The following is a 15,775-nucleotide window of genomic DNA, read 5'->3' on the forward strand; positions in this document are numbered from 1 at the left end:
AATTCTGATATTTTTCTTATTTCATCTACTATCAATAACAAAATGATCCCGTAAATAGTATTGACTGCCCGTGTAAGGAAGCTATATGCCACCTAGCTGCATCACTGTGCACAACCAGAAGAAAAAAAAAATCCATCAACAAAAAATTCTGATATTATTACTACTCCCATCAATTAACATTGCAGCCTCCCTACACAATAACACTCCAAACGAGGGCATGATAATACAACATGGAAGCCTAAGTACTTTTGGCCAAACACTGCAAGAACAACTGCAAATCAAAATGAACAACAATGACCTACCATTCCAACTATTTTATATCAACACAGATTCATTATTCACAGAAAAACAAACATTCGAAATACGACAATTACTTAATGCCTCGCACACCATTATTTTAGATGGCACAACCAGCTCACCAGAAACCATCCAGACAACCAGTGCTGCTATTGGTGGCATCGGCCTGTCATCACCCGTAATAATGATACGCGGCAATCAAAAAGCGTTTCCTGAATACAAGCATATTGTCATTCCTGCCAGCGTCAACGCCCCCCCCCCTGAAGTATTGAACAGACTGGCAGACGAAAGCTATCGTCTTCTGACCACATGGCGAGCCCCCCTTTACCATGCACGATCCGCCGAACGCCAGAAATCCCGCTGGCGTCCTGAGGCCAGCATCTCAATTGAACAACGCCATATCGATCTCTCCTGCATGGTTGGCAGTAAATTTGAAAGCCGACAGGGCAACGAACCAGACTGGACAGAAGGTAAGACAGATGCCTGTGACCATGCAGCAAGCTTATCCTTGAGTTATACCGTCGATCTCATTCGATCTGTCCCCACATACATAGCTGATACACAGGACCTCAAATACCTGCGAATAACCGTTGACCCAGAAACCAACGGCGGTGCGGGATGGCATTTAGTAGACGCCCCCATGCACAAACATACCTGGTTCGAAAGCTGGACCAATCGTGAAACCTGGTTTGGACCAATTGCCGACCGTTATACAATTCAGGTTCACCCGCTGGATCCAGATGTTCGCTTGCATAACGCGATACCGGCCAACACTCCAAAACAGTCACATATCACTGAACGTTCGGCCATTCAAGTTGGTGTCATGGGGCAGTTTATTTTTCTGGGTCCTGAAATAATCGCCTATCAACCGGATGACAATATCGAAGAACAAGAGGAAGTTGGTGTTCCATCTGGTCAGGATGCGGTAAACGATCAAGCATCATCAGCAACTGACAACCTTTCTGACCAATCTGAAGCTCCCCCCCCCATTGAGATTTATTCTGATGCACCAGGAACTAGCTCAGAGCAGAACAAAGAACATTCCAAGTCATATTATGCATTACCTAAAGAGGAGGCCAAAAAATACTATTTAAAATTAATAGATGATCATTTTGACACTTACCTTTATGAGTTATGGAAAGAAATACTTGAAGTCCGCAACCAACCAATAACATTGAACGGGAACAATCAGCCCCTGCCTATTAGCGAACAAATCAAGAACCAACTATTGTCAGTCATATTGATGGAAACAATGGGGAATATTAACCAACACAATGTTGACAGGCTTGTTTCCGCTCGAAATTACTGGTATACGGCAACCGCAACAAGTATATCCCCCTCAGTCATTCAAGCATACAAGGACAATCCAACAAACTTCAAATACCAAAGGCCTGAGTTCTTGCGCCCCTATCCGTTTTACTCTTTCAAAAGTAAAACAACAAGCCCCCAAACAAAAGACACATTCTCATCGAATACACATAGCACAGAGCAAACCTTGCTTGATCCTCCTGAAAAACCGGTCATACAAAACAGCCACACGTATAGATCGCCACTCACGCCAGTGACTGCATTTACATACAGCAGTGAACGCTCTATCAACTATAAAAACCATGAATATATTCTTATCAACCAATCAAGGGCGGACACAGCTGATTACGCAGCCTGGACATGGTCTAGAGATTTTCCCAATGCGAGTAAACACTGGCGCACCCATATTACCTGTCCGCTCTGGTGCCAAGATTGGTTTTTTGATAACAACGCTTTTTCGCCTGCAGCATACGCCAGTTTCACTCCCGGTTTTTCATCGACCTTTGCCGTTCCTGCCAGGAAAACAGATTTGTCCACCTTGATACTCACCGTCGCTATAAAGCCAGTTGCTTTAGGTGGACGCATACAGTATCGCTTCATTTACCAAGACTATGGAACCTGGGGACAAAGCGGTAGGGATATCGCCTTCAATCAGGTCATCACTGTAAATTGGGGATCGTCAGTGTTTAACCCAGAAGCGCCTGTCATTATTAAAATGCATAATAAAAATCTCTGTCTTAATGTGAGAGAAGGAGATACAAAAGGAAATGGGCAAGTCAATCTCTATAAATGCCGCTATTCTGAGAGCCAAATCTGGGGGCAAGATCAATACCATCGTCTAAAAGCACACTCTGATGCACAGCAATGTCTGACAAAAAGAGCGCATAATATAATCATGCTGGATACCTGTAACAATACTTCAAACCAGAAATGGTTCTGGGACGATCAACTTTTACGTGACACTGACGGTTGTTATCTTTTTACCGATAACAATCTCTCATTAGCAGTTACGTGTGATCCCAATGAAGCAACACGCTGGATATACCAAGTCAAAAAACCGGTGACAAAGGGCGCTATCACTATCCTCCCATTGTAACAGTGGCGCTATACTGCATTGCTATGAATGATAGAAAAAATCGTAAAACCTAACCTATCAGTCCGCTATGATGTCACAATGACATTTTCGCCTTAAACCGTCATAGTTCTCCCGGACAGTTTCAAACGAGATACTATTGATGTGTGCAAAAACTTCCAGATTTCCTCTGTGTAAATCTATCATCTCAGCGCCAGAGGTGATCATGAGTAAGGTTGACGGTCGAAAAATATCTCATGCAGTCCGCGAATCCATCCGTATGGAAGCTATGCAGCAATGGCAGGACGGTGCTTCTGCCAGCCATCTGGCAGAACAGTACGGGGTTAATAAATCCTGCATTTATGAATGGATAAACAGCTATAAACAGGGCGGTTTTGATGCCCTGAAAACCTGTGAGATGCCAGGTCGGCCGCCTAAGCTGACGGATTCGCAGAAATCCGAACTGGCAGAGATTCTGTTACACCAGCCCCCCACCGCTTATGGTTTCTACAAAGCCCTGTGGACCCGGGATATTGTTGCAGCCATCATCAAGCGAGTCTTCGATGCTTCCATGTACCCGGCATCCGTTGGCAGGATGCTCAGAAAAATGGGATTTTCGCCACAACGACCCACCCGTAAGGCGTGGCAGCAGAGTAAAAAAGTCCATGAATGGCTAAATGAAACCTACCCGGCGCTTCGCACACAGGCCGAGGAGCACAATGCCCTGATCTACTTTGCTGACGAGGCCAGCGTTCGTTCCGATTATCACAGTGGCACTACCTTGGGACGAAAAGGGTGTACCCCCTTGGTTGAAGCAACCGGAGCACGCTTTGGTATCAACATGATTTCAGCTATCAGCGGTGAGGGAACAATGCGCTATATGACCATTACGGGCCGTTTCAATGCCGATGTTTTATTCGCTTTCTGAAACAGGTGGTCAGATCCCATGACCGGCCTGTCATGGTCGTGGTTGATGGACACTCAGCTCATAAGGCGAAGAAAGTTCCCAAATACCTGAAACAGGAACCTCGCCTTTTGGCGATTGAAATACTGCCGACCTACTCACCGGAGCTGAATCCTGATGAATTGGTATGGGGTTATTTGAAGTCTGGACACATTGGACGGATGCTCCTGAGGAGCAAAGAGCAGTTTCTACGCGCCATCACTTCAGGCTTGCGTTCGCTACAGAAAATGCCCGATAAGATTCAGGGATTCTTCAGGGCTGAACATACCGCTTATGCTTGTGTGGAGGTATTTGTTGGGTAGATATGGCACACATCAATAATAACAATGCACTCTTACTACACTCCTGTAGCTATGTGGAAAATCAGAAATACGACTGAAACCATGACCGATTAAGGAATAGCCAAGACTGTTATCTTTTCCTGAGCAACAATGACAAATTAAGCATAAGTTGTGATGACGTAGAAACGTCCAAATGATCGTTGCACATACAAAACCCAAACTCACATAACACCTTACTAATTACTTCATTATAACAATCACTTCCTACCAAACCCAGAAAACAGGCAACAATTAGCGGCCCGGAAACCTTGCTTATATGAATACTAAAAAATATGAAAAAAAACTGCTCAAAAAAGACAGGAAATAAATACGCAACCTATTCGACTTTTTCTCAAAAAGTGTTAACTCCCTGCTACGCTAAATGCCAAAACATTATATAAAACACCGGTTTTTAGCCTGTAACCAGGACAATATGAATGCCACATACAGCGTTAACCCGAAAAACCACCACACCACTCACTAAATACATTATTTTTTTCATGGGGATAATTGCGTTAAATGGTTTAACCTGGTTACATCCTCCAGACACTCATGCCTCTCATCACTCATTCGGCCCACTGACAGAGTATGGCAGCCGGTTAAAACAGCACATTCAAACTGATAAAGACTTCCCTGCCCCGCTGACTTATATCAATGCACTATCTCCCCCTTTACCTGAGGAATGGCAGACAATCCATCAACAGCTAACATCTGGCGCCATTATTATTGTGGATGGGACAACCTCATTACCCGCCGACGTTCAAGATATCAGCGCCAAGGTTGGCGGCCTGGGTATGAGGGGCACAATTGTAATGATCCGAAAGCAACCGGGAAAAGCGCCAGAATACAAAGATCTTCAGTGGTTCCCCCCACAATCGGAAACGGATGGCGAAACCGTCAAAATAAACCACCAGTTAGCACAGAAACTGGCTGATGAAACCCTACAGATGCTAACGCCCTGGCACTCGTCCTCACGCTATCGCACGGCAGTAAAACCGGGCGGTAAAGTCCCTCCCTGGAAACCCGAACTCTCCATCCCCATTGAAATCAGACAACTGGGGTTCCCCTGCCTGGTTGGCAGCCGCTACGAAGGCAATAATTTCACCGGGTATTCTGCCTGGGACGATACACTGATTGATGCCTGTAACAACGAAGCCAGTGTATCTCTGAATTATTCTGTTGAACTGATCCGCTCAAAACGAAGCAAAGGGACAACCCAGAACGCCAAAATTGTCCGGATTACCATGGATCCTGGCAGCAGTGGAGGGGCTGGCTGGCATCTTGTCAATCTGCCACAACACAAGCACACCTGGTTTGAAAGCTGGGCAAACCGTGAAACCTGGTATGGCCCTGTTGCTGAAAGCTACGCTGTCACGCTGGAGCCACTTGATCCCGATATACGCCTATATCACGCCGTGCCAGACAATCATCCCAAACATTCCGAGATTTCCCACACCACGAAGATCGAAATCGGTGTTGCGCTGACAGCAGGAATCGATTTCCCGCTACATGATGATCAAAATGAAGGGCAGCAAATGTGTTGCGGGGGTAACGATGAGCATGGACACGACGCGGACATAGTAGATGGCGGTGCCGAAGGGGATGATGATGGTGCTCACCCAGCACACGCTCACGGAGGTCAACCTCCTGCTGCACCTCAAGCTGCCGGCATGGCCGGGAATGATAGCGGCCCTTGTTGTTGTGGCGGCCACGGTAGTTCCTCAGATAGTGGTGGCCATGGTAGTTCCTCAGATAGTGTTAGTCATGGCAGTTCCACAGATAGTGGTAGCCATGATAGTTCCTCAGATACTGATGACCAAGGCAGTACGGGCATGGATCCAATGAGCGATGATGATGAGGATGACGAGGGAGCCGACCAGCACAAAAACAGTTTTGACCCGTACGGGCATGAGTCAGGTGGGAGCTGTTGTCGTGACGACGTTATAACCTTCCCAGGGACGGGGGGAATTGTGAGAAGCACCCTATTCCCATCCACACTTCAAAAAAGACAACACACTTTGTCGCCACATCGCCAGAAACGCACGCGTGCAGCACAATTCAGGGATATTGGTACGGAACAGTCGTTCACCTACGAAAGCAAACGCTCCATCGCCTATCAAAATCATGAGTATGAGGTAATTAATCGCGCCAAAACCGGAATTCAGAATACGGCGTCCTGGCTTTGGACACGTGAATTTTCTAAATACGCCAGTCACTGGCGCACAAATAATACCTGCCCACTCTGGTGCGATGACTGGTTTTTTGCAGACAGCGCCTTCTCTCCGGCGGCCTACGCACACTTCATTCCTGGCTTTTCAGCGACATTCATGGTTCCTGCAGAGAAGACTGGGCAATCAACCATCCGTTTTACCAGCAGCGTCAAACCCATCGCCCTCGGTGGCAGGGTGCAATACCAGTTTTTCTACCAGAAATATGCGCCATTCAGCCGTAAGGGAACTGACTATCACCTCGCGCAAGATCTCACCATTGACTGGGACTCGCCGATATTTGCCGCCGAAATCCCCATCTCTCTGGAGGCCTTGCACAGGAATACACCGAATGGTGCATGCCTTACAGCACACAGCACCAACAGGGAGTCCCTCGAGCCAGCGTCTGTCAGCTCATGTCAGTTACAACCCAACCAGCTATGGGGACTCGACACAGAGCTACGCCTGCGTTCTTTCCTGATTTATGATCATTGCCTTAACCGTGAACCGGATGACACGCTTTCATTACGACGTTGTGACCGCAGTATTTCACAAAAATGGAAATGGGTTGAAAACAACCTGGTCAACAGACAAGGGGGCTATCTCAGCATTTCCTCAGAAGGCAGCCTTTATACCAGCTGGCAACCTGCAGAATTAACTGCATGGCACGGCTTTATTCGTCAGTCCCATAGCAGCGATGCCCTGCGTGTCGACCCTGCCGTAAAAACCTAGGCCATCAAAATGACAGAAAACCATTGACCATTTTTAATGGAACTCATCAAGAGCAATGGTTTTCTTTCACGACCTTTTATTTATCGCCAGCGACTAACAAATGAACACCCATTTAACACACTGAAAACGGAAACCCCATCGACAACAAAAGCCTTTGTTAGTTTCACAAAACAAAATATGAATAACCCAACGAAAACCAACAACAAACGAATACCACTCAGGGCAACAGTAAAATAAGTAGTAATCACTCTTTATGATTAATTAAGTTTACTTTTGTCACCTTTATGTAACACTCAACAATATCTTCTAGCCAATAGAAAGTTATTACACTATAGCCTTATACAAATCTTCTCTTTGTAGTTGATTTTTCTGTATCAGAAAACTGAGAGATGAAAATACACTGTTCCAAAAAGGTTCTGCTTATGAATAGAAAGGATTGCCAAGCACCTAACCGCATCCTGGACGCTCTTTTAGACAAAAAAAACAAATCTATATTTATTCATATATTAAAAACCCTCTTATTGGAGGGAAAAAGTAAACAAAACAACAGACAACAAACTGCTCCAAAAGAGTTTTCATATAAAAAAAAATATGGCCAACCAACCCACCACCTTTCAAGACGCTTGAATACAGCAGTAAAAATTCTGTCGTACAGCTATTTTACCTATTCACTCGCACTCAGGTGTCGCATGATGCTGAAAAAACAGACAGCCAAACAGCAAGATGACATACCTCCAGGCAAGCCTGGCCACTTCATTCTACTCGCAATGCTGAGTTTATTTATTCAGCCAACCCTAGCTACAGATAAGCCTTATACAAATACGTCTCAACCGGTCATCAAGGACCATGGTGAATTAACTCGGTTTGGTATGATACTGCACGAACGATTGCAGACAAGCTCCGAAAAACCAAAGAGCCATAACCATCATTCTGTAAGACCACTTATTTATATCAATACACAAGGAACGCATTCAAAACCTGCCCTGGAGAACATTCGTTCAGCCTATTTACAAGGCGCGGTTGTTATTCTTGATAATACATCAGGGGCTGAAGGGGCTGAAAAACTCAGTGCAAGCATTAGTGGTATTGGCATTGCGAGCCCTGTTCTCCTGATAGGACTTGGCCACCACCACACCCCGGAATACAAAATACTCGACATCTCCAATAGTGAAGACAAGCCTGACTCACCATTATCACCCACTGAGCAGGCAATGGTTTCCCTGGCTCAAGAAGCTCATACCTTACTGGATGATTGGGATAGCAATACTAGAAATCGGAATTACCGCCAGCGAAACACCCAGGACTCCAATCAGTTCTACCGTCCGGAAACCTCTATCAATGTTGAGTTTCGCAACATTGGCTCTCCATGCATGGTGGGAAAGGACTACCATGGCAACAGTGTCACCGGCGCATCCCGCTGGACCGATGAGATGATTGATGCCTGTGACGGTAAAGCCAGTGTTTCACTGTTCTATACCATCGATCTGGTTCGCTCTGTCGCCAGCGATGATGGCTCAACAGAAGATGCCAAATATCTCCGCATTACATTAAACCCTTCGGGTGAGGGTGGCGCTGGCTGGTACTTTACTGACATGCCGACACATAAGACGCTCTGGTATGAGAGCCTTACAAACCGGATTGAATGGTTTGGCCCCATCGTCGAAGATTATACGGTCACGGTGTCAGCCCGGGATCCGGAAGTACGTCTCTTTCAGGCGGTTCCAGGCAATAAACCCCAGAACAGCAATGTCGTCGAACTGCCTTCAATCGGTATCGGGGTTAAAATACCCAAAGGTTTGCTCAATCCTGCTTATATGCCATTTCCTTCCATGGGCTTGTCAACGGGTCTTGTGGCAGGGTTCACCACAGACCGGGCTGTCATCTATAAAAATCATGAATACACCATTATTAATCGCTCCAGTGACAACCATTCAGCGACTGCCGCCTGGCTATGGAGCCGTGAATTTGATAAATACAGTGAAAGCTGGCGAACCAATAGTACCTGCCTGCTATGGTGCGACGACCCATTTTTTAATGACAACGCCTTTTCTCCAGCCGCTTACGCACATTTTGCTCCGGGTTTTTCAGCCACTTTCAAGGTACCTGGCGACAAAAATGACCATTCCAGCTTTTTGTTTTCGGGGACGGCCAATGTGGTTGCGCTTGCGGGGCGCGTCCAATACAAGTTCCTTTTACAGCATTATGCGCCATGGAGCCGTAAAGGTTCTGTCCATCATTTCGCACAGCGGTGGGAGGTAAACTGGGGCTCTGCTTTCTTTAATTCCGATCTTCCTATGTCCATTGAAGCATCAAGGGAAGAGAGTGGTAGTGGCTTGTGCCTTAATATTGCAGAAAGTGATATTGATGAAGGCGTTGGTAGTGTCAACCTCTATGACTGCCACTTCCGAAGCAATCAGATCTGGGGGGTAGATTCTGAAGACCGCTACAAAACACTCTTACAGGACGACCTCTGCCTGACCAGAGAGCCGGATGACACAGCGACTGTTCGCAGCTGTTCGCATGCAGTCAACCAGAAATGGGAATGGGAAGGTAACTGGTTAACCAGCCAGCAAGGAGGGTATCTTACTGCGGGGACGGATGGGAGTATCAGGATCACCCCGAACGCTTCTGAAGCACTGGAGTGGCGAAGTTATTTCAGAAAAGCCGACAGCACCGACACACTGAGCATTCAAACGATCCCCGGCGAATAAATAAACGGTAGCAAAAGTCTGCTCACAAAATATGACAGTGAGGTTAACGGAACACATGAAAAACCATCAATCCAATAAGTGTTTCAAAAACGCCAAATATCATTATGAAACACAAGTAGTTGAACACTCTACGGACAAGACGCGTATTCAACACTGTCAGACATGCGCCAATAAACCACACAATTAACAAGTATTTAGCAATAGGGAATCACATTTCGTGAACTCAACATCGGTGATACATGAAAAATAACCAAGACTGCATCAGATAAGAAATAAAAGTCATGCACAGACCTTAATACCAACAGGCGCATCATGATGCCAATCAGCTTTTAATACATCAAAATGAGGATATAGATATGCTCTTGCCAAAACGGCTCTGTACATTAGGCAGTTTATCTTTTGCCAGCCTGCCTCTGCTATTAGGCACGTCATCATGGGGTTCTGAGTTATCTGAACATCACGTCAGCCCTTTATACAAAAATGAATCAACAATAAAAACGTATGGCCCAATGACACGATACGCCTCGGCATTACAAAAAAAACTTATTAACATTGAAAGTGATCCCCATAAATCCATATTGCCACAGAATATTGCATACATTAACGCAGCTGCGTCACTGACATCTCACCATCAGAGCCATATTCAAAAAACATTGGCATCAGGGGGGACAGTCATTATCGACAGCACAGAAAACCAAAACAAAGCCATAGCAAAAAAAATCAGCGCTACACTTGGCGGTATCGGCTTTGACAGCCCTATCATCATGATAAGAAAAAACAGTGACGGTATCTCGGAATATAAACAGTTGATACCGCATTTTCCTGAAGATCATGATGCCGATAAAACACCCAGCCATCATCTTGATCATGAAATGCTCTCTGAAGAGACCGTTTCAATGCTACAAGACTGGCAGAAAAAAAGCTCAAAATACCGCGCTAAGGAACGTGACAACCACTACCGACCAGAAGTGTCTATCCCTGTAGAGCTACGCTACACCAACTTCCCCTGCATGGTAGGTGACACGTTTCATGGTAATGGTACGACAGGCTACTGGTATTGGAACGATAAAATGATCGACGCCTGTAACAAAAATGCCAGTGTCTCGCTGTTTTATACCGTAGATCTTATCCGCTCCGTCTCTTCAACAGCGGGAGGCGCAGATGATGCCAAATATGTTCGGATCACGGTAGACCCTTCGTCCAATGGCGGGGCAGGATGGCACCTTACAGATCAACCAGATCACAAACATACCTGGTTTCAAAGCTGGACAAACCGGGAAACATGGTTTGGCCCTGTGGCTGATAGCTATTACGTCACCATCCAGTCCCATGACCCGGACGTACACCTCTATAACACCATTCCCAGCAATCACCCCAAAGAATCGCAGATCATGCACACCATTGGTTTGCAGGTGGGTGTCAGCGGCGGCCCAAGCCTGTTAAACCCCGCCTTAATGGCTGCGGGCGCTGCAGGTCAGAACCCATTAGGTTTTTCTGGCATTAATATGGGCCTGTCTTTCACCTACACCAGTGAACGAGCTATCAGCTACAACAATCATGAATACGAATTAATCAACCTGTCCAGAGCTGGTAATACGGACAAAGCAGCCTGGATATGGAGCCGTGAATTTGACAAGTATGCACAACATTGGCGTACCAACCGCACCTGCGAACTCTGGTGCCAGGACTGGTTCTATGATGATGTCGCCTTTTCTGCAGCGTCTTATTCAAGCTTCACACCCGGTTTTTCCGCAACATTCCAGGTACCCGCGAATAAAGGTGATACCTCCACCCTGGAGTTTGAAAGTGCCATAAAAGCCGTCGCACTCGGAGGCCGGGTGCAATATGCATTCTTATTTCAACATTACACCCCATGGGGCTTTAAAGGCACCAAGTACAGTTTTAAACAAAACATTGATATCAACTGGGGCGCTACCTTTTTCAATGCCGAAATCCCTGTTTCGATTGAAGCTTATAAAGAGAGTAGTGAGCATGGTATTTGCCTTGAAGTGATAGACAGTAAAACCGAAGCAGGTAGCAAGGTAGGCGTCGGAGACTGTCACTTTAATCAAAACCAGATCTGGGGCATGGATTCAGAGTTTCGTTACAAATCCTTTCTGGCGCAGGATCGCTGCCTGACACGTGAAGGCCATGAAACACTGACGATTCGACCCTGTACCCATGCCGCCAACCAAAAATGGGAATGGGAAAATGAACACCTCATCAACAACCTGGGAGGTGCCATGACGATTAAAGAAGGTAATCGCGTGATTGCATGCCCCCATACACAAACCCCGACTGAATGGCGTAACTTTATTCGGAAGCCTGATATCACCGATACCATGACCGTGTCAGCACTCACCATGACAACCGATGAGCCCAACGCCAAACGGCCTCAGAGAACACCCGACTATTCTCCTGAACCAAACAGTAGTGCCACACCGCAAGAAGAAGATACGGTGTACCCGCCTTCATCCACTGCCATAGACAACGGCATCGAACAAGACATTGACGATGATACCGACTATGACAGTGTCAATGAGCCCCTTGAAAGCACCGAAAATCAAGAGGAAACCGTTTGGAGCGATGAATCCCCCCTCACCCCTTATGAAACCGATCAGGCATCATCTGCCTACTCTGCGCTGGATGCCAATGCAAGAGTGCCCAGCAACGCTGGCACAGAATCAACGTATACAATGATTATCAAACAAACCAATGACGATGATTAACAAGCTTCAAGAGTACTAAGTACGCACGGGTATCGGCCCTTATGCTGATACCACAGTCGAGGCGTCACCCATCGTTTTGCTGAACCTGTACCTTCAGTAACGCGACGGATGGCGCCTTGGCCTGCGTCCAGCCCCCATAGCGCTTTATCACCACGGCAATAGCGTTGTCCTGTCGACATAAAGGCATGATAAAATATGATACGCCGCATATAATCTCATCCTTTTAACCTCCGACAGGCAGTTTTATCCCCGCTATGGAGAAGACCTACAACCCCCACGCCATTGAGCGTTCCTGGTATCAGACTTGGGAAGACAACGGTTACTTCGCACCGACCGGCGAAGGCCAGCCCTACACCATCATGATTCCTCCGCCCAATGTGACCGGCAGCCTGCACATGGGCCATGCCTTCCAGGACTCCATCATGGATGCCCTGATCCGCTACCACCGCATGAAGGGCAACAACACCCTCTGGCAGGTAGGCACCGACCATGCCGGCATTGCCACCCAGATGCTGGTCGAGCGTAAGCTGGCCGTCGAAACAGGCCAGAGCCGCCACGACCTGGGCCGTGAGCAATTCCTGGATAAAGTCTGGGAATGGAAAAATGAATCCGGCGGTACCATCACCCGACAGTTGCGCCGTCTGGGCGCTTCCGTCGACTGGAAAACCGAACGGTTCACCATGGACGACGGTTTCTACAAGGCAGTACAGGAAGTCTTCATCCGACTGCACGAAGATGGCCTGATCTACCGCGGCAAACGGCTGGTCAACTGGGATCCGAAGCTGCATACCGCCATCTCTGACCTTGAAGTCGAGAACAAAGACGTCAAGGGCCATATGTGGCACCTGCGCTATCCGCTGGCCGATGGCGAAACCACCCTCGACGGCAAGGATTACATTGTTGTCGCCACCACCCGTCCGGAAACCATGCTGGGTGATACCGGTGTTGCCGTAAACCCGGAAGACCCACGTTACAAGATGTTGATCGGCAAGGAGATCATCCTGCCACTAGTCAACCGTCGTATTCCGATCGTGGGTGATGAGCATGCGGACATGGAAAAAGGCACTGGCTGCGTAAAAATTACGCCAGCCCACGACTTCAACGACTACGAAGTCGGCAAGCGCTGCAACCTGCCCATGATCAATGTGATGTCCCTCAACGGTGACATCAGCGACAAGGCCGATGCCTTCAACATGGACGGCACACCAAACGACAGTGTCGACACAGTTATCCCCGAAGCGTACCGGGGCATGGAGCGCTTTGCAGCCCGCAAACAAATTCTGGCTGACCTGGAAGCCGCCGGTCTACTGGACGACACCAAAGATCATGATCTGACCGTTCCCTATGGCGACCGGTCGGGCGTCATCATTGAACCTCTGCTGACTGACCAGTGGTTCGTCCGCGCCAAACCGCTGGCGGAGCCGGCGATCAAAGCCGTTGAAGACGGCGAGATCCAGTTCGTTCCCAAACAGTACGAAAACATGTACTACGCCTGGATGCGTGATATCCAGGACTGGTGTATCTCCCGCCAACTGTGGTGGGGCCACCGTATTCCTGCCTGGTATGACGAGCAGGGAAATGTCTATGTTGGCCACAATGAGGCAGAGATCCGCGACAAGCACCAACTGCCTGCTGACACCACGCTGCGTCAGGACGATGACGTACTGGACACCTGGTTCTCTTCCGCGCTCTGGACCTTCGGCACGCTCGGCTGGCCCGAAGCCACGGAACGTCTGAAGACTTTCCACCCGACCGATGTTCTGGTCACCGGCTTTGACATCATCTTCTTCTGGGTTGCCCGGATGATCATGATGACCCTGCACTTCATGAAAGATGAAGACGGCAAGCCCCAGGTACCGTTCAAGCATGTCTATGTACACGGACTGGTCCGTGACCAGGAAGGCCAGAAAATGTCCAAGTCCAAGGGTAACGTCCTTGACCCGCTGGACCTGATTGATGGCATTGAGCTGGAAACCCTGGTTGAAAAGCGTACTGGCAACATGATGCAGCCCCAGCTGGCGGCCAAGATAGAAAAGCAGACCCGCAAGCACTTCCCGGATGGCATTGCCGCCTTCGGTACCGATGCTCTGCGTTACACGTTCTACTCTCTGGCCTCCACCGGACGTGACATCAAGTTCGACATGGGCCGGATCGAAGGTTACCGGAACTTCTGCAACAAGATCTGGAATGCCACCCGGTATGTCCTGATGAATACTGAAGGTGAGGACTGCGGACAGAACGGCGGTGAAGTTGAGCTCAGCCTGGCTGACCGCTGGATCATCTCCCGCCTGCAGCAGACAGAAAAAACGGTTGCCGAAGCGATTGAATCCTTCCGTCTGGATCATGCGTCCCAGGCATTATACGAGTTCGTTTGGAACGAGTACTGCGACTGGTACCTTGAGCTGTCCAAACCTGTACTGTGGGACGACAGCGCCTCAGACGCACGCAAGCGCGGCACCCGCCAGACTCTCGTCCGTGTACTGGAAACCATACTTCGCATGGCACACCCGTTCATGCCCTATATCACTGAAGAAATCTGGCACAAGGTGAAGGCACTGGCAGGCAAGGATGGCGACACCATCATGCTGCAGACATTCCCCACACCAGACGAAGCCCTGATTGACGCTCTGGCTGACCAAGACATTGAATGGCTCAAGGGCGTGATTGTCGGTATCCGGAATATCCGTGGCGAAATGAACATTGCTCCGGGCAAAGAGCTTGATGTTTTGCTGCGCAACTGTACGGAACAAGACACCCAGCGGCTGGGTGATAACCTGTCCTTCCTCAAGAAGCTGGCCAAACTGAGTAATATTCGCATGCTTGGTGCAAACGAAGTCGCCCCCATGTCCGCGACTCAGCTAGTCGGCAAGATGGAAGTGCTGGTTCCCATGGCTGACCTGATCGATAAGGAAGCGGAACTGACACGGTTGACCAAGGAAGTGGATCGCCTCCAAAAAGAGACTGCGCGATTGGCCGGCAAACTGGGCAATGAAAAATTTGTCAGTAAGGCGCCTGCCGATGTCGTTGAAAAGGAAAAAGCCAAATTGGCGGAAGTAAAATCTGCCAAGACAAAGTTGGAAGAACAGATGGAAACTATCAGACAGCTTTAAGGCATACCAGTGAATAAGTGCATCAAGTAAGATATTGATGCACATTCATATTTACGGAATACTACCCATTGTGACAGCAATCAAGTATTATCGCTGCCACAATGGCAAAAGTTTTAATCAGCCTAAAAATAAAAGACAACTAAAATATAATTGCCACCTTTTTAACAGCTTATACATTGAGAAAATACTGTCTTTATTAATGTATAAAGAACTCAACCAAAGAACACCTATCTACATTCCCTCTACACCCTTAAAAATATCAGATCCTTCCAAATGAGACCTTCAAACAACTATCACTGACCATCACGCTTAGATTCCCGAAAAA

Annotated in this window: 8 protein-coding genes; 7 read left to right on the plus strand and 1 reads right to left on the minus strand. The window is 47.7% G+C overall.

Annotation, left to right across the window (positions count from 1 at the left end; translation table 11 throughout):
- Positions 1-85: 85 nt before the first annotated feature.
- The 6 genes from KHS78_RS15035 (at position 86) to KHS78_RS15060 (ending at position 12,340) form a co-directional block, all read left to right on the plus strand.
- Complete coding sequence (locus KHS78_RS15035; protein ID WP_211829289.1) at positions 86-2,701, plus strand: ricin-type beta-trefoil lectin domain protein; 2,616 nt, start codon at positions 86-88, stop codon at positions 2,699-2,701.
- A gap of 202 nt (positions 2,702-2,903) precedes the next feature.
- Complete coding sequence (locus KHS78_RS15040) at positions 2,904-3,605, plus strand: IS630 family transposase (protein WP_211829290.1); 702 nt, start codon at positions 2,904-2,906, stop codon at positions 3,603-3,605.
- A gap of 5 nt (positions 3,606-3,610) precedes the next feature.
- Positions 3,611-3,943: a transposase gene (locus tag KHS78_RS15045; protein ID WP_343216922.1), complete on the plus strand. Its 333-nt coding sequence runs from the start codon at positions 3,611-3,613 to the stop codon at positions 3,941-3,943.
- Between the two features lie 455 nt (positions 3,944-4,398).
- On the plus strand, positions 4,399-6,900 hold the full coding sequence (locus KHS78_RS15050) for a leukocidin family pore-forming toxin (RefSeq protein ID WP_211829291.1): 2,502 nt from the start codon (positions 4,399-4,401) through the stop codon (positions 6,898-6,900).
- Positions 6,901-7,322: 422 nt separating this feature from the next.
- The gene (locus tag KHS78_RS15055) at positions 7,323-9,611 is read left to right on the plus strand and encodes an RICIN domain-containing protein (protein WP_211829292.1); all 2,289 of its coding nucleotides are present in this window, start codon (positions 7,323-7,325) and stop codon (positions 9,609-9,611) included.
- Positions 9,612-9,967: 356 nt separating this feature from the next.
- Positions 9,968-12,340, plus strand: coding sequence for a leukocidin family pore-forming toxin (locus KHS78_RS15060; RefSeq protein WP_211829293.1), 2,373 nt, complete (start codon positions 9,968-9,970; stop codon positions 12,338-12,340).
- Between the two features lie 64 nt (positions 12,341-12,404).
- Here KHS78_RS15060 and KHS78_RS22500 read toward each other — a convergent pair whose 3' ends face one another.
- Positions 12,405-12,527 (minus strand): hypothetical protein, encoded by a 123-nt coding sequence (locus KHS78_RS22500; protein ID WP_281417081.1) that lies wholly within the window; start codon positions 12,525-12,527, stop codon positions 12,405-12,407.
- A 67-nt stretch (positions 12,528-12,594) separates the two neighbouring features.
- Here KHS78_RS22500 and KHS78_RS15065 point away from each other — a divergent pair, with 67 nt between their 5' ends.
- Positions 12,595-15,450, plus strand: coding sequence for a valine--tRNA ligase (locus tag KHS78_RS15065; protein ID WP_211829294.1), 2,856 nt, complete (start codon positions 12,595-12,597; stop codon positions 15,448-15,450).
- Positions 15,451-15,775 lie beyond the last annotated feature (325 nt).

Source organism: Kistimonas asteriae (assembly GCF_018263925.1).
Lineage (GTDB): Bacteria > Pseudomonadota > Gammaproteobacteria > Pseudomonadales > Endozoicomonadaceae > Kistimonas > Kistimonas asteriae.